11 protein-coding genes are annotated in these 16951 nt (G+C 64.5%); 1 reads left to right on the top strand and 10 read right to left on the bottom strand.

The window, feature by feature from the left end; genetic code table 11:
* Nucleotides 1-57 precede the first annotated feature (57 nt).
* From ACNFCJ_RS19045 to ACNFCJ_RS19000, 10 genes are all read right to left on the bottom strand, one after another.
* Entirely contained in the window at nt 58-1704 is a 1647-nt protein-coding gene (locus ACNFCJ_RS19045) for a BatD family protein (protein WP_416773055.1), read from the bottom strand.
* The gene (locus ACNFCJ_RS19040; protein WP_416773054.1) at nt 1701-3464 is read right to left on the bottom strand and encodes a VWA domain-containing protein; all 1764 of its coding nucleotides are present in this window, start codon (nt 3462-3464) and stop codon (nt 1701-1703) included. Before ACNFCJ_RS19040 ends, ACNFCJ_RS19045 begins: the two co-directional genes overlap by 4 nt.
* Nucleotides 3461-4465 carry a vWA domain-containing protein gene (locus tag ACNFCJ_RS19035; protein WP_416773052.1) on the bottom strand — a complete coding sequence of 335 codons (1005 nt, stop codon included), beginning with the start codon at nt 4463-4465 and terminating at the stop codon, nt 3461-3463. Before ACNFCJ_RS19035 ends, ACNFCJ_RS19040 begins: the two co-directional genes overlap by 4 nt.
* Nucleotides 4458-4952: a DUF4381 domain-containing protein gene (locus tag ACNFCJ_RS19030; RefSeq protein WP_416773050.1), complete on the bottom strand. Its 495-nt coding sequence runs from the start codon at nt 4950-4952 to the stop codon at nt 4458-4460. The genes ACNFCJ_RS19035 and ACNFCJ_RS19030 overlap by 8 nt, the downstream gene beginning before the upstream one ends.
* Nucleotides 4949-5896 (bottom strand): DUF58 domain-containing protein, encoded by a 948-nt coding sequence (locus ACNFCJ_RS19025; protein ID WP_416773049.1) that lies wholly within the window; start codon nt 5894-5896, stop codon nt 4949-4951. Before ACNFCJ_RS19025 ends, ACNFCJ_RS19030 begins: the two co-directional genes overlap by 4 nt.
* 100 nt (nt 5897-5996) lie before the next feature.
* Entirely contained in the window at nt 5997-6956 is a 960-nt protein-coding gene (locus ACNFCJ_RS19020; RefSeq protein WP_416773047.1) for an AAA family ATPase, read from the bottom strand.
* 190 nt (nt 6957-7146) lie between these two features.
* On the bottom strand, nt 7147-8076 hold the full coding sequence (locus ACNFCJ_RS19015) for a biotin-dependent carboxyltransferase family protein (RefSeq protein WP_416773045.1): 930 nt from the start codon (nt 8074-8076) through the stop codon (nt 7147-7149).
* Nucleotides 8073-8786: a 5-oxoprolinase subunit B family protein gene (locus ACNFCJ_RS19010; RefSeq protein WP_416773044.1), complete on the bottom strand. Its 714-nt coding sequence runs from the start codon at nt 8784-8786 to the stop codon at nt 8073-8075. Before ACNFCJ_RS19010 ends, ACNFCJ_RS19015 begins: the two co-directional genes overlap by 4 nt.
* Entirely contained in the window at nt 8783-9535 is a 753-nt protein-coding gene (locus ACNFCJ_RS19005; protein WP_416773043.1) for a 5-oxoprolinase subunit PxpA, read from the bottom strand. The genes ACNFCJ_RS19010 and ACNFCJ_RS19005 overlap by 4 nt, the downstream gene beginning before the upstream one ends.
* Nucleotides 9536-9686: 151 nt before the next feature.
* On the bottom strand, nt 9687-11570 hold the full coding sequence (locus ACNFCJ_RS19000) for a methyl-accepting chemotaxis protein (protein WP_416773041.1): 1884 nt from the start codon (nt 11568-11570) through the stop codon (nt 9687-9689).
* Nucleotides 11571-11983: 413 nt separating this feature from the next.
* Between ACNFCJ_RS19000 and ACNFCJ_RS18995 the strand changes: the two genes are divergently transcribed.
* Complete coding sequence (locus ACNFCJ_RS18995) at nt 11984-16825, top strand: NAD-glutamate dehydrogenase (protein WP_416773039.1); 4842 nt, start codon at nt 11984-11986, stop codon at nt 16823-16825.
* Nucleotides 16826-16951 lie beyond the last annotated feature (126 nt).

Genomic DNA, 16951 nt, shown 5'->3' with positions numbered 1-16951 from the left:
TCGCCGTGATCCGACCGTGCTGCGTGGGGGTTCGCTTCGATGCCCGCGAGAGCAGCGCTAGCGTGGATACAGCGGCGGTAGCGCGTTGCTTTCCTGCGGCGCTGCGCTTGGCTCCTGTGTGGCGGGCAAGTTGCGAATCGCTTTCCACAGCTCCTCGCCTTGCCACTGTTGGCCAACTTCGCTGTACAGCGCACCGTTGAGCCCGTCCAGGGCGTCCGACAGCGGTACGTAGCGTGCGGCCATATCGGCGAGGGTTTCCGGTTGCTGACGGGCCCAGGCGTCGAGTGCATGACGCGTGGCCTGGGCATCGCCGGCCTGGCAGGCCCGCTTGATGTCGTCGAGTAGCGTACGCGGGCTGGGGCCGCTCTGTGCCGTGCGCTGGATCGCCGGTTGCCGGCGGGCATGCCACCACAAGCCAAAGCCGAGCAGCGTGGTTACGCTCAAGAGCGCGCAGGCCAACTGCCAGGGCCACAGGTCCGGCCCCTCGATCACCTGGGTCGTCACCATCGGTGTATTGGGTTGTTCATCGTTCTGCAGTTGCGGGTTTGCCGCGACCTGCAACGTGCGGGCGGAGAGGGTGGTGCGCTCCAGTGTGTCGGTCTGGGTGTTCCACCACAGCACTTCCAGAGGCGGCAGGTCGAAACTGCCGCTGCGATTAGGCACCAGCGCCTCGCGTTCCTCGCGGGTGCCGATGATGCCGGTTTCGCTCTTCTGGTCGTTCATCTGCGGCTGATCCGGGTAGCGACGCAGGCCGTCGACCTGGGTCGCCGGCAATGGCGGCAACTGGGCGCTGGAAAGTCCGTCGACCTTGAGAATCAGGCGGCGGGTCAGGGAGTCGCCGACCTGGCTCTGCTCCGGTTGCGGGTTCCAGGTTTCCGCCAGGCCCAGCGCACGCGCCGGCAGCCAGGGCGCATCGGCCGGGTAGTCGGCCGGCTTGGGTTTGACCTGCAACGGAATGTCGGGGGACTTGACCCGTGAGACCTTGCCGGTGCGTGGCCCGAATGGCAGGAAGTCGGTACTGCGCGAGCGGTCGACCAGGGTGGCGCTGAAGGTCTGTCCGGGAATCACCAGCTCGCCGCTGCGTTGCGGGTAGATGGCGTACTGCAGTTCGATCACGCCGTGCAGCACGCCGCCGATGCTCTTTTCGTAAGTGCGCGGTTCGCCCAGTTGTTCGACGCGGGCATCGGGCAGCCGCAGCGGCGTCAGGCTGCTGTCGTCGTACATGGACACCGAGTGGTAGATGCGCAGGGTCAGCACCGCCTGGGCCTGGACGTAGACGTTATCCTGATCGAGGCTGGCATCGATGAATACCGGTGCCAGTTGTTCGCCATCGCCATCGCCAGCGCTGACGGCTGACTCGACATTCAGCGTGATCGGCAGGGTTTCGGCGTCTTCCAGGCGGATTGCCGGGATTGTCACCTCGCCGTTGCGGCGCGGCTGCAGGGTGAGGATCCAGCGAGTGCTGGCGCGCGGTGCATCGCCGATGCTGCTCAGACGGTTAACCTGACGGCTGCCAAGTACCTCGAAGTCTTTCTCCAGCGGGCTCAAGTCGGGCCGACCAAAGCGGGTCGGGTCAGTCGACTCCAGCGTCAGTACCACGGTTTCGCCTTCGCTCAGGCGAGTGCGGTCGACGCTGGCGAAAAAGGCTTCGGCATGGGCCTGCCCCGCGAGCACTAGAAGAAGCAGGAAGACCAGACGCTTCATCGGTTCGAGTCCTGACGCTGTTGCTGTTCATACCAGAATTTGCGCCGCAGCAGCTCCGCCGGGTCGTCCGGGATCTGCCGCAGCCATTGTTCCAGCGCTTGCCGACGTTCTGCCGCGGTGCCCAGGTCGGCTTCCGTGCGGGGTTGCTCAACGGGCTCGGCATCGTCTGGGGAGGCACTGTCGGTGTGGCTGTCGGGTTGGCTGTCTTCCACGGCGCCATTCGCGCTGCCCTGTACTGCGTTGCTTTCGCTGTTCTCACCGCTACTGCTCGGCTGGGTAGGCTGTGCAGCGGTGCTGTCGGCGGGCTGGCCGGCCGTGGATTCCTTCGGCTCGGCCTGATCGTCGTCGGGTGCCTGCTGCTCGGCCGAGTCACCCTCGTCGGATTGCTGCTGATTCTCGCGCTGGCGCAGCGCTTCTTCCACCAGGGCCTTGTTGTGCTGCGCGGCCGCCAGCTCCGGCTGGCGTTCCAGGGCCTGCTCATATGCATCCAGCGCCGCTTCCAGTTCACCGGCCTTGGCCAGGGCGTTACCGCGATTGTAGTGATCGATGGCGCTGTCGCCCTTGGCGAAACGCTCTGCGGCGGCAGAGTAATCCTCGGCCTCATAGAGAGCCTTGCCTTGCCACTGCGGATCGACGAAGCGCTGGGCGGCCTCGTCAGGGCGTTGTGCTTCCAGCAGGCGCTGGCCCTGCTGATCGCGGCGCAGCCAGAGGTCGTCGAATTCGAAGGCCTGGCTGTTTTGTGGCGGCAGCATCAGCAGCAGTGGCAGGCAGAACAGCCAGCCGCGGCGCCCGGCACAGGCGGCCAGCAATAGCAGTGGCAGCAGCAGCCAGTAGCCCTGGTCGATATGGCTGTCGAGCAAGGTCGGCTCACCTGCCGCGCGCATGGCCTGTGGGCCATCGAGCAGGCCAAGGCGGCGCAGGTCATCGTCGTCCAGGCGGATCGGCGCATAGCGGCCGCCATGGGCCTCGGCGGTTTCCCGCAGGCCGCGTGCATCCAGACGTGGGATCAGGATGGCGCCGCGCGAGTCCTTGAGAAAGCTACCGTCCTCTTGCACCACTGGCGCGCCTTCGCGACTACCCACGCCAAGCACCAGCAGCGGTACCGAGCGTTTCTCCAGTGCCTGCTGGATGCCGCTGCGTTCCTCATCATCGAGGGCGCTGGTGATCAGTAGCAGGCGACCCTGGCCCAGTTGCGCCTGGTCGAGCAGTTGTAGCGCGCGCGCGACGGCCAGATCGGCGCGTCGGCCCGGCTCCGGCATCAGCGACGGTTTAAGCGCTTCCAGCAGGTTGCGGCTGGTGGCCAGGTCATCGGACAGCGGCACCAGACTGTGTGCGCTGCCGGCGTAAACGATGATCGCCGTCTGCGCGTCGCGACGGGCTTCGAGCAGGTCGAGTAGCTTGCGCCGAGCCTGCTCCAGGCGATTGGGGCGGCCGTCGGTTGCGAGCATCTGCGGCGTCAGTTCGAGCAGGATTAATAGTGGGTCGGCAGGCTTCTGGTTACTCTGCTCGACGCGCTGCCAACTGGGGCCGAGTAGCGCCAGTACGGCGAGCAGCCAGGCCAGGCCGAGTGCCAGCCAGGGCAGCTTGCTGGAGCGGCCGCTGCCGCCCTTGAGCAGCGCCTGATGGAATACAGGGGGCAGCAACAGTTGCCAGCGCCCGCTCTGGCGCTCGCGATGCCACAGGCGCCAGAGTAACCAGGCCAGCAAGGGCGCGGCCAGCAGCCACAATGGGCGCAGCCATTCCGGCCAGAGCATGCTCATGTACGCCTCCTGAATCGCTGTAGCAGGTCAGGCCAGAGCACCTGGCTGACCAACAGCAGCGAGCCCAACAGCGCCAGCGCCAGTGGCCAGGCATAGAGGGCCTGGGCCGGGCGGGCGAGGGTGGGTTGCTGGGCGACGGGCTCGAGGCGGTCGAGGGTCTGTTCGATCTGGGTCAGCTCGGCCTGATTGCGTGCGCGGAAATACTCACCGCCCGTGACGTCAGTGATCGCGCGCAGGCTGGTTTCGTCCAGATCCAACGCGCTGAAGCCGAAGCTGCCGAATGCACCGCTTTGCTGTGGGTCTGCGCCGATGCCGATGGCATAGATACGCACACCTTCATCGGCGGCCAGTTGTGCAGCCACCATCGGATCGATTTCGCCGCCGTTGTTGGCGCCGTCGGTGATCAGCACCAGCACGCGACTTTGCGCCGGGCGCTGGCGCAGGCGTTTGACCGCCAGGCCGATGGCGTCGCCGATGGCGGTGTTCTTACCGGCGATACCGATCAGCGCCTCGTCCAGCCAGGTGCGTACGGTGTGGCGGTCGAAGGTCAACGGCGCCTGCAGATAGGCCTGGCTGCCGAACAGGATCAGGCCAACGCGATCGCCACGGCGACCTTCGATGAAATCGCCGAGCAGGCGCTTGACCAGCTCCAGGCGGCTGATCGGCTCGTCATCCCACTGCATGTCGGCGTAATCCATGGAACCGGAGACGTCCACGGCGAGCAGCAAATCGCGGCCGCTGGCCGGCAGCGGCAGAGGTTCTCCTACCCACTGTGGCCGGGCGGCAGCGCACAATAACAGGCACCAGAGCAGCACCAGCGGCGCTTGCTGGCGCCAGCTGGGCAGGGCAGCACGGGCGCGACGCGCGCTCAGGGCCTGCAACTCGTCGAGAAAGCCGACGCGCAGCGCCGCATCACCGCTGTCGGCCGGCGGCAGCAGCAGACGCAGCAGCCAGGGCAGCGGCGCGAGCAGAAAGACCCAGGGCCAGGCGAACTCAAACATGCTTGCGAATCCAGGTGGCGATGGCCTGATCGAGCTCCACTATGGCCTTGTCGCTCAACGTGCACTGCGGTCTGTAGCTACCGTCGACGAGTATCATCCAGCGGGTCAGACCCGCCGCCGGACAGCGGTTATCGAGAAACGCCAGCCAGGCGCGGCTGCTCAGGGTGTGGCTGGCACTCTCGGGATAGCGTTCGCGGCACAGGCGCTTGAGCAGGGCGTTGAGCTGCTGCAGCCAGGGGCCGGCTGGGGCGCCGTCGAAGGGCTTGCTCAGGCGCGACAGCTCGTCGAGCGCAGCCTGGCGCAGTGGGTCGAGTGTTTGCTGTGTGGCCACCTTTGGCGGACGGCGTCGCCAATTGCGCAGCAAGCGCCACAGGCTCCAACCCAGCAGTGGCAAGAGCACAGCCAGCAACCACCAGCCGGGTGCCGGTGGCCACCAGGGCACGGGCGCTGGATCGATCAGCGGCTGCAACTGGTCGATGGGGTTCATAGGGATTTTCTCGCGTGCAGGCTGCTGAGCTGCTCCTGCAATTGCTCGACCAGTTCGAACTGTGTGCTCAGCGGCAGCAACGGCACGCCCAGTTTCTGTGCCAGGCGCTGCCAGCGTGCCTCACGGGCCTGGGCCTGGGTGCGATAAGCCTGGCGCAGGTCGCCGTTGTGGCTGTCGAGCTCCAGCTGCGCACCGTTCTGGGTGAAGCGCAGCAGGCCGGCGGCCGGCAAGGCGTGGTCGAGCGGATCGGACAGCGGCAGCAGCAACAGGTCCGTGTGGCGTGCGAGCAAGGTGAGTTGCTGTTCGGCGTTGTCGCTGAGGGCGCGTTCATCGCAGAGCACGATTACCAGGCTGCCCGGGCGCAGCACCTCGCGGGCGCGACGCAGGGCCAGGCCAAAATTGTCGCGGCTGGTGTTGGCCTGGCTTTCCGGACCGAGCGCCTGGTTGGCGCGGGCCAGCAGGTTGAGCAGTTGCAGCAGGCTCTGCTTGCTGCGCCGTGGCTTGACCTCGTGATGCTCGTTGTCGGCGAACACCAGGCCGCCGATGCGATCGTTGTGACCCAGCGCGGCCCAGCCGATCAGCGCAGCCGCGCGAGCGGCCAGCACCGACTTGAAGCATTGGCCGGAACCGAAGAACAGGCGTTGGCTCTGCTCGCTGATGATGAAGATGGGACGCTCGCGCTCTTCGTGGAACAGCTTGGTGTGCGGCTCCTGGGTACGTGCGGTGACGCGCCAGTCGATGGTGCGCACATCGTCGCCCGGCTGGTAGACGCGCACCTGGTCGAAGTCCACACCACGGCCGCGCAGCTTGGAGTGATGCAGGCCGATCAGCGGGCTACGGCGGGCCGGGGTGGAGAACAGCGGCACTTCATGCACCTTGTGGCGCATGTCGATGAGCTCGCCGAGGGCGATATGGATGCCGGGGTTGCCGGCCGGGGTTTGCATGGGCTTCAGCCCGTAGCCCGGATGCAATCCGGGGAGGCAGCGCAAGCAGTCCAGGATTGTATCCGGGCTACGCAGGGCGAGCGCAGGTCGCGCGGTTGCATCAGGCCACCGCCACCACGTCGAGGATGCGCTGGATCACGCGGTCCTGATCGACGCCCGAGGCTTCGGCCTCGAAGGACAGGATGATGCGGTGGCGCAGCACGTCGAACAGCACCGCCTGGATATCTTCCGGGCTGACGAAGTCGCGCCCGGCCAGCCAGGCATGCGCGCGCGCGCAGCGGTCGAGAGCGATGGAACCGCGCGGGCTGGCGCCATAGGCGATCCAGTCGGCCAGCTCGGCATCGAACTTGGCCGGGGTGCGGCTGGCCATCACCAGTTGCACCAGGTACTCCTCCACGGCATCGGCCATGTACAGGCCGAGAATCTCCTTGCGTGCGGCGAACACCGCCTGCTGGCTGACCCGATGCTCGGGCTTGGCCTCACCATTGAGCGCATCGCCGCGGGCCTGGGCGAGGATCTTGCGCTCCACGGCCGCGTCGGGAAAACCGATCTTCACGTGTATAAGGAAGCGGTCGAGCTGCGCTTCGGGCAGCGGGTAGGTGCCTTCCTGCTCGATGGGGTTCTGCGTGGCCATGACCAGAAAAAGCGGCGACAGGTCGTAGGTCGAGCGTCCGACCGAGACCTGGCGCTCGGCCATGGCTTCGAGCAGCGCCGACTGCACCTTGGCCGGGGCGCGGTTGATCTCGTCGGCCAGCACCAGGTTGTGGAAGATCGGCCCCTGCTGGAACACGAAGCTGCCAGTTTCCGGGCGGTAGATCTCGGTGCCGGTGATGTCTGCTGGCAGCAGATCCGGGGTGAACTGGATGCGATGGAACTCGCCCTCGATGCCTTCGGCCAGCTCCTTGATCGCCTTGGTCTTGGCCAGACCAGGGGCGCCTTCGACCAGCAGATGGCCATCAGCGAGCAGGGCGATCAGCAAACGCTCGATGAGCTTTTCCTGGCCGAGGATCTGAGTGGAGAGAAATTGGCGTAACGCGACCAGCGCTTCACGGTGTTCCATCGTAGGGCTCTTCTGGCGGATGGGCGGGGCTTTGATTGCCGCGCGTGCAGACCGCCGACTTTAATGCATTTGCGGCTTCAGCCGCTATCTGCGGCGCTGTTCATGAACAGTCTGGCAACAGAAATGAGAGGCTGATCGCCAGCGCCGCAATGACCCGCCATTGCCGCAGGTGGGCCATTGCTACGCGTCGCTATTGCCACTGCGCGAGGAGTTGACGCTGGGTTAGCAGGGCGCTGTCCTGCGTGGTGGGGACAAGGTGTACGGTCTGCCCTGGCAGGCATTGCGCCAGCCGAGCCACGGCCTGTGGCGTCAGCGCACCCAGGCGCGGGTAGCCACCGATGGTCTGACGATCATTGAGCAGGATGATCGGCTGGCCGTCCGGCGGCACCTGTACGGCGCCCAGGGGGATACCTTCGGAGATCATTGAGCCCCGCTGGCATTGCAGTTGCGGACCGTTCAGGCGAATGCCCATGCGGTCGGCGCGTTGGTCGATCAGCCATTCACTGTTGAAGGCGTCGAACAGGCTCTGCCCGCGAAAGTCGCCAATTTGCGCGCCCAGTACCAGTTGCAGGCGAGGCGCAGCCTGATATTCGGGAATGAATTCGGCGGGCATCTGCCGCGTTGCGCCCGTGGCAGCGGTCCAGCCCAGCGAGTCGCCGACAGCAATGGCACGGCCATCGCCGTGCAGACCTCCCAGGCCTTCACGCAGCATGCTGGCGCAGCTGCCGAGCACCACTGGCGCCTGGAATCCACCCGGCGCAGCCAGGTAGGCACGCGCGGCCTGGCGCGGCTGGGCGAAGCTCAGGCGCTGGCCTTCGCGGACTGCGAAGTTGCGCCACGGTGTTAGCGGCTGGTCGTCCAGCCGTGCACCGAGGTCGGCACCGGTTAGCGCCAGGGTGGCGTCGCGGCTGCATTCGAACTCGGCATTGCCCAGAGTGATCTCCACCACGGCGGCAGTCAGCGGATTGCCCAGCAACCAGTTGGCCCAGCGATGGGCGATCCAGTCCAGGGCCCCGCACTGGGTCACACCAAGGTGGCGTACGCCGAAACGTCCACCATCTTGCAACTGAACGAAAGGGCTGCTGCGCAATGCACGCAAGCCGCCATCAAGAGAGCTCATTGGCTGGCCTCCAGCGGACTGTCGTCGCCGCCCAGACGGATGAACTCGGCGCGGTCGATGGCTACGAAGCGCACGCGATCACCGGGTTGCAGCAGGCTATAGCCTTCGATATCGCTGCCGAACAGACGACTTGGCGTGCGTCCGATCAGGTTCCAGCCTCCGGGCGAAACCACTGGGTAGGCGGCTGTCTGCCGCTCGGCGATACCGACGCTACCGGCGGCGATGCGCTTGCGCGGTGTGCTCAGGCGTGGCGCAGCGAGGGTTTCCTCGACCAGCCCCATGAAGGCGAAACCGGGGGCGAAGCCCAGGGCGAACACCTGATAGGCATGGCCGCTATGACGGCTAATCACTTCGGCCTCGCTGAGCCCGCTACGGCGTGCCAGCAGTTGCAGCTCCGGGCCGACGCTGCGGTCGTACCAGGTGGGCAACTGGTGTTCGCGGCCGCCCTGCAGGTCGGCCGGTTGCAAGCCATCGAGCGCTTCTGCGACCTTTGCCCGCGCCTGCTTGCTGTCGAGTTGGCACAGGTCGTAGTGCAACAACAGGGTGGTGTAGGAGGGCACCAGGTCGATCAGCGCGCCGCCGAACACTTCCTGAAGGCGCATGCGCGCTGCCAGCATCCACGGCATGTTGGCTTCATCGATAAAGTCGAACAGGCGCAGGATCAGGCTGTCGATGCCGGCGACTTCCAGCCGGACGTTGGGCGCCTTCATGCCTGTGCCAGGCCGTCGAAGGCCTGCCGGATACGTTGCACGGCAGCCACCGAGCTGGCGTTGTCGCCATGCACGCACAGGGTCTGCGCGTTCAGTTGCAATGCGCTGCCGTCGCTGGCCTGCAGCGCCTCGCCACGCGCCAGGGTCATGGCCTGATTGACGATGATTTCGCTGTCGTGATGCACAGCGCCCGGCAGGCTGCGGCTGACCAGGAAACCGGCGGCATCGTAGGCGCGGTCGGCGAAGGCCTCGAACCACAGGGTAAGGCCGAATTCATCGCCGAGGGCCTGCGCCGCGCTGTTGTCGCGGGTGCTCATCAGCATCAGTGGCAACTGGCGGTCGTACTTGGCCACGGCGCTCATCACCGCGCGCAGGGTGGCGGGTTTGCGCATCATGTCCTGGTACAGCGCGCCGTGCGGCTTGACGTAGCTGACGCGGGCACCCTGGCTGCGGCAGAGGCCTTCGAGGGCACCGATCTGGTAGAGCATCAGGTCTTCGACTTCCTGCGGGGTGCAGTCCATCGAGCGGCGGCCGAAGCCGACCAGATCCTGGTAGGCGGTGTGCGCGCCGATGCGTACGCCGTGAGCCACGGCCAGGGCCACGGTCTTGCGCATTACGCTGGGGTCGGAAGCGTGGAAGCCGCAGGCGATGTTGGCGCAGTCGATGTAGGGCATGACCTCGGCGTCCAGGCCCATGGTCCAGGCGCCGAAGCTTTCGCCGATGTCACAGTTCAGAAGCAGATCGTTCACGCGGGAGCTCCTCAGACAGGCAGCGATAGGCCGGTGCTGGCACGGCTTGCGACGGCCGTAGCCGTCATCCATGGCGGTCATTTTTCAACGACCTGCCTGAGGCGTCCAACTAATTAAAACGTGCACCCTATATAGGAAAAGTCGATGGGGCTCAGGCCAGTCGGAACTGACTGGCGCTGCGTCCCAATGCATCGACCTGAGACGACAGCCCCTCGGTATGGCCGCCCAGGGTATGGCGCAGGTCCTTGCTTTGCCCGGTATGCACGTTGATGGTTTCCATCTTGTCGGCGATGTCTTCGGTGGTGGTGGACACTTCCTCGATGGCCACCACGACCTGGTTCATCTCGCCGGTCAGGCGCTCCATCGCCGAGGTGATGGAGCTAATGGCGTCGGCTACCTGAGCGGCATGTCGCTCGCTGTCGGCGGCCAGGTTCAGGCCATTGCTCATCAACTGGTGCATGTGACGGGTCTGCTGCTGGAACTCGCCGACGATGGCGCTGATGTCGGTGGTTGCCGAGACCGTCTTCTGCGCCAGCGAGCGCACCTCATCGGCCACCACCGAGAAGCCGCGGCCGGCGTCACCCGCTCTTGCCGCCTCGATGGCCGCGTTGAGAGCGAGCAGGTTGGTCTGGTCGGCGAGGCTGTTGATCACATCGACGATGCCGTTGACCCTTGCGCTGCTTTGGCCGAGAGCATCGACCTGGCTGTGGGTGTCCTGAATCAGCTGCGCCAGGCGACTCATGCTGTCGACGCTGGCAGCGATTACCTTGCCGCCATCGCGCGCGGCATCGTAAGCGCTGGTGGTGGCGGTGCCGACTTCGGCGGTGCGTTGCGCCATGTCGTTGAGGGTGGCGCTGATCTGATGTGAGGCCGAGGCAGCCTGCTCGGTCTGTATCTCCACCTGGGTGCTGTTGTCGCCCAATTGGCGCATGGCATCGCCCAGGTGATGGTGCAGGCGGCTCAGCTCGCCGTTGGCGCGCACCACCTCGGCAACGATGCCGCCGATGCCCTGGATCATGCGGTTGGCGGATTCGGCCAACTGGTTGAATTCGTCACGCGGGTTGCTGCCTAGCGGCAGCTTGCCGGTGAGATCGCCGGAAGCGACCTGAGTGAGCAACTGGGTGGCATTGCGCAGGCGGGTGACCAGCGTGCGCGACGCCTGCAGCAGGGTGAAGCAGAGCAGGGCAGCAACGGCAAGGAAGCTCAGCCCCATCATCCACAGTGCCGACAGGCGCGCCTGTTCGGCTTCCTGCGTGCGGCGCAATAACAGGCCGCTCTGCAGTGCTTGCGCTTGCTCGTCAATGCGCGTCTGCAATTGCTCGCCGAGTTGGCGCAGGCGCTGATTGGTCGCGTTGATGCGCTGGATGTTGCCGTGGATATCAGTGAACGCCTGGGCATAGCCCTGCACGTTCTTGCCGATCGGCGTGTCTTGCCATTCGAGATCCGCGATCTGCTCCTGCAGTTTGCCGATGGCCGTCAGAGCAATCTGGGCGAAGGCTGGATCGAATGTCGACAGATAATCACGCTGGCTGCTCAGGGCACTGGTAATGAAGGGTTTGATCAGGTCGAAACTGATCGCCTCCAACCCCTTGCCTTTTTCCGTCAGTGTTTTGCGTTGGCCCTCGAAAGGTGTCAGCCCCAGGGTCAGATTGAGGCTCAGCCACTGGCGCTGTTGTGCCAGTTCCTCAAGCAGCACGGCCTGGATCTGCTGGGCGTGTTGCAAGGTGGCGTCATCTTCTAGGGCCTGGGCTTGTGTTAACAGTTGTCCGACAAGATCTTGCAATTCGCCAAGGCCGTCATTGAACGCTTGCTGCAGGTCGGGGGTGATCTGCTGGCGCAACGCGTTCTGTTGCCACCAGTGGTTCATCAACTGAGTGCTGGCGCTGGCATAGGCGGCTGCCTGTTCCCTTGCCTGTAATGCACTGCTGACGCTATGGCTGGCCCACAGAGAAGCGGCCGCCATCAAGATCAGGCTGATCAGGGTGAGCGCGATAAGGGCTCGGAATTTTTGTTGCCAGGACAGTAAAAAGCTCACGATAACGCCTCGCCATCTTCTTCAGGATGATTCTCAGGAGTCGGCAAGTTGTCATACAACTTGAAGAAAAGTCTATGGCTAACGTGGCCTTTTACATTCGGCTCAAGTTTGAGTGCGCATTCGCCTCCCGTCGAAGGTCTGCTGAGGATGGGGGCCTTCAGCTTGCGCAGGGCTCCATCGGCAATGCACCGTGTCGATGCAGCCTTGAAAGAAAATGTCGCAGCGCCGCAAGCGGTTGCAGGCCATCCCTCGTTAAGCTCGCTGGTTATGTGTGACCCGTTGGTCGCGCTCTTCACGCCAGTCCGCATGCGACTCGCAAGTGTCATTGTCGCTTCATGGACTAACGTTGAACTAACACCTCACGGCAGCGATCCAGACCTCCTGTCGAGCCACTAGCCCAATGGAGCAAAACCATGGCGTTCTTTACGGCGGCCAGCAAAGCCGACTTCCAGCACCAACTGCAAGCGGCCCTGGCACAACACGTGAGTGAGCGGGCGCTGCCACAAGTAGCCCTTTTCGCCGAACAGTTCTTCGGCATCATCGCCCTTGAAGAGTTGACCCAGCGGCGCCTGTCTGACCTTGTCGGCTGCACCCTGTCGGCCTGGCGCATGCTGGAGCAGTTCGATCACGCCAAGCCGCAGGTACGCGCGTTCAACCCCGATTACGAGAAGCATGGCTGGCAGTCCACCCACACCGCGGTGGAAATCCTGCATAGTGACATCCCGTTCCTGGTTGACTCGGTGCGCATGGAACTGAACCGCCATGGCTACAGCATCCACACGCTGCAGAACAGCGTATTCAGCGTACGCCGTGATCAGAATGGTCAGTTGCTGGAAATCCTGCCGCGCGGCACCCAGGGTGAGGGCGTGCTGCAGGAAGCGCTGATGTTTCTGGAGATCGACCGCTGCTCCAGCGCTGCCGAGCTGAAAACTCTGGAGAAGGCCATTCACGAGGTATTTGGTGACGTGCGTATGAGCGTCGCCGACTTCCAGCCTATGAAGGCCAAGGCACGTGAGCTGCTGGCCTGGCTGGATCGCGCCAAGCTCAAGGTGGACAAGGCCGAGCTGGACGAAATCAAGGTGTACCTGAACTGGTTGCTGGACAACCATTTCACCTTCCTCGGCTATGAAGAGTTCACCGTCGCGCCGACCGCCGACGGCGGCACTATGGTCTACGACGAGAAATCCCTGCTGGGTCTGTCCAAGCGCCTGCGCACCGGATTGTCCGCCGAGGAACTGCATATCGAGCCGGAGGCGGTGGCCTATCTGCGCGAACCGCAACTGCTGTCCTTCGCCAAGGCTGCGGTGCCGAGCCGGGTGCACCGTCCGGCCTACCCGGATTTCGTCTCCATCCGCGAGCTCGATGCCAAAGGCAACGTGGTCAAGGAATGCCGCTTCATGGGCTTGTACACCTCGGCGGTGTACGCCGAGAGCGTATGGAACATCCCCTACATTCGCCGCAAGGTGGACGTGATCAAACAGCGTTCCGGCTTCGACAGCAGCGCCCACCTCGGCAAGGAACTGGCCCAGGTGCTGGAAGTGCTGCCGCGTGACGACCTGTTCCAGACCCCGGTGGACGACCTGTTCAGCACGGCGCTTTCCATCGTGCAGATTCAGGAGCGCAACAAGATCCGCGTGTTCCTGCGTCGCGATCCCTACGGCCGCTTCTGCTACTGCCTGGCCTACGTGCCGCGCGACGTGTACTCCACCGAGACCCGGATGAAGATCCAGCAGGTGCTGATGGAGCGCCTGCAGGCCACCGACTGCGAGTTCTGGACCTTCTTCTCCGAGTCGGTGCTGGCGCGTGTGCAGTTCATCCTGCGCGTCGATCCGAAGAACAAGACCCAGATCGACCCCGTGCGTCTGGAGAAGGAAGTCATCCAGGCCTGCCGTTCGTGGAAGGACGACTACGCCAGCCTGATGGTGGAAAGCCTCGGAGAAGCCCAGGGCACCAGCGTACTGGCCGAATTCCCCGGTGGCTTCCCGGCCGGTTACCGCGAGCGTTTCGCCCCGCACTCGGCGGTGGTGGACATGCAGCACCTGCTCAGCCTGAGCAACGACAAGCCGCTGGTGATGAGCTTCTATCAGCCACTGGCGCAGGGCGATCAGCAACTGCACTGCAAGCTGTATCACGCCGATACGCCGTTGCCGTTATCCGACGTGCTGCCGATTCTGGAGAACCTCGGCCTGCGTGTGCTCGGTGAGTTCCCCTACAAGCTGCGCCGTGCCGATGGCCGCGAGTTCTGGATTCACGACTTCGCCTTCACCTACGCCGAAGGCCTCGACGTCGACATCCAGCAGCTCAACGACACGCTGCAGGACGCCTTCATCCATATCGTCGGCGGCGATGCCGAGAACGACGCCTTCAACCGCCTGGTGCTCACCGCCGCCATGCCCTGGCGTGACGTGGCGCTGCTGCGGGCCTATGCCCGCTATCTCAAGCAGATTCGCCTGGGTTTCTCGCTGAGCTACATCGCCGCCACCCTGGTCAACCACGCCGATATCGCCAAGGAACTGGTGCGCCTGTTCCGCACCCGGTTCTACCTGGCGCGCAAGCTCACTGCCGATGATCTGGAAGACAAGCAGCAGAAGCTCGAGCAGGCCATCCTGGCTGCGCTGGACAATGTCGCCGTGCTCAACGAAGACCGCATCCTGCGTCGCTACCTGGACCTGATCAAAGCCACCCTGCGCACCAACTTCTTCCAGGCCGATGCCAGCGGCGCGGCCAAGTCCTACTTCAGCTTCAAACTCAGCCCACGGCTGATTCCGGATATTCCGCGCCCGGTGCCGAAGTTCGAAATCTTCGTCTACAGCCCGCGCGTCGAGGGTGTGCACCTGCGCTTCGGCGACGTCGCCCGTGGCGGCCTGCGCTGGTCGGATCGCGAAGAGGACTTCCGTACCGAAGTGCTCGGCCTGGTCAAGGCGCAGCAGGTGAAGAACGCGGTGATCGTGCCGATGGGCGCCAAAGGCGGCTTCGTACCGCGCAAGATGCCGGTCGGCGGTTCGCGTGACGAGGTGATGGCCGAGGGTATCGCCTGCTACCGCATCTTCATCAGCGGCCTGCTGGATATCACCGACAACCTCAAGGAAGGCGAGGTAGTACCGCCGCAGAACGTGGTACGCCACGACGCTGATGACCCCTATCTGGTGGTGGCGGCGGATAAGGGCACCGCGACCTTCTCCGACATCGCCAACGGTATCGCCGCCGAATACGACTTCTGGCTCGGTGACGCCTTCGCCTCTGGCGGCTCGGCCGGCTACGATCACAAAGGCATGGGCATCACCGCCAAGGGCGGCTGGGTGTCGGTGCAGCGTCACTTCCGCGAGCGCGGCATTGACGTGCAGAAGGACAACGTCACCGTGATCGGCATCGGCGACATGGCCGGCGACGTGTTCGGCAATGGCCTGTTGTTGTCGGAAAGCCTGCAGCTGGTCGCGGCCTTCAACCACATGCACATCTTCATCGACCCGAACCCGAATGCGGCCAAGAGCTTCGTCGAGCGCAAGCGCCTGTTCGAGCTGCCGCGTTCGAGCTGGGCTGATTACGACACCAAGCTGATTTCCGATGGCGGCGGTATCTTCCTGCGCAGTGCCAAGAGCATCGCCATCACCCCGCAGATGAAGGCGCGTTTCGATATCGCCGCCGACAAGCTGGCGCCCACCGAGCTGCTCAATGCGCTGCTCAAGGCACCGGTCGATCTGTTGTGGAACGGCGGCATCGGCACCTACGTCAAATCCAGCAAGGAGAGCCACGCCGACGTCGGCGACAAGGCCAACGACGCCCTGCGCGTGGACGGTCGTGAACTGCGCGCCAAGGTGGTGGGCGAGGGCGGCAACCTGGGCATGACCCAGCTCGGCCGTGTCGAGTTCGGCCTGCACGGCGGCGCCAGCAACACCGACTTCATCGACAACGCCGGTGGTGTGGACTGCTCCGACCACGAGGTGAACATCAAGATCCTGCTCGGCGAGATCGTCTCCGCTGGTGACATGACTGAGAAGCAGCGCAACAAGCTGCTGGTCGAGATGACCGACGATGTGTCCGAGCTGGTGCTGGGCAATAACTACAAGCAGACCCAGGCGCTGTCGCTGGCCGAGCGCCGCGCCCGCGAGCGCGTCGGCGAGTACAAGCGCCTGATGAATGCCCTGGAAAGCGCCGGCAAGCTCGATCGCGCCCTGGAGTTCCTGCCATCGGACGAAGAACTGAACGAGCGCGCCACCAACGGCCAGGGCCTGACCCGGCCGGAGCTGTCGGTGCTGATCTCCTACAGCAAGATCGATCTCAAGGAGTCGCTGCTCAAGTCCCTGGTGCCGGACGATGAGTACCTGGCGCGCGAGATGGAAACCGCCTTCCCGGCGATCCTCACCGAGAAGTTCGGCGATGCCATGCGTCGCCATCGCCTCAAGCGCGAGATCGTCAGCACGCAGATCGCCAACGATCTGGTCAACCACATGGGCATCACCTTCGTGCAACGCCTGAAGGAGTCCACCGGCATGAGCGCGGCCAACGTCGCCGGCGCCTACGTCATCGTGCGTGACCTGTTCCGCCTGCCGCACTGGTGGGCGCAGATCGAGGCGCTGGACTACAAGGTGCCGGCCGAGCTGCAGCTGCAGCTGATGGACGAGCTGATGCGTCTGGGCCGCCGTGCCACCCGCTGGTTCCTGCGCAGCCGCCGCAACGAGCTGGATGCCGCGCGCGACGTGGCGCATTTCGCACCGCGCATCGAGGCGCTGGTTGGTCGTCTGGACGAACTGCTCGAAGGCCCGGCCCGCGAGCAGTGGCTGGCGCGCTACCAGAGCTTCGTCGAAGCCGGCACGCCAGAAGAGTTGGCGCGCGTGGTCGCTGGCACCAGCCATCTGTACACGCTGCTGCCGATCATTGAAGCGGCGGACGTCACCGGCAAGGACACCAGTGAAGTGGCGACGGCCTACTTCGCCGTCGGCGGTTCGCTGGAGCTGTCCTGGTACCTGCAACAGATCACCAACCTGCCGGTGGAGAACAACTGGCAAGCGTTGGCCCGCGAAGCCTTCCGTGATGACCTGGACTGGCAGCAGCGTGCGATCACCGTGTCGGTACTGCAGATGGCCGATGGCCCGCAGGAGATCGAAGCGCGCGTGGCCTTGTGGCTCGACCAGCATCAACGCCTGGTTGACCGCTGGAAAGCGATGCTGGCCGAGCTGCGTTCGGCGACCGGCACCGATTACGCCATGTACGCGGTAGCCAACCGCGAGCTGATGGACCTGGCACAAAGCGCCTGAGCCGTCCGCTGAAATCGCTATTCTGCACCAGGAGCACAAATCCTTATAAATCAGAAGGTTATGCAAGCCTCCATTCGTGAGGCTTGCAACCTATCGTTTCCGCGTTAGACTCGACACTGGTTACTT

The sequence above is a fragment of the Pseudomonas sp. NY15364 genome, assembly GCF_048068235.1.
In the GTDB taxonomy this organism is placed as follows: domain Bacteria; phylum Pseudomonadota; class Gammaproteobacteria; order Pseudomonadales; family Pseudomonadaceae; genus Aquipseudomonas; species Aquipseudomonas mendocina_D.
The sequence above is the reverse complement of the archived record's forward strand: the minus strand, read 5'-3'. Positions and strand labels throughout refer to the sequence as shown.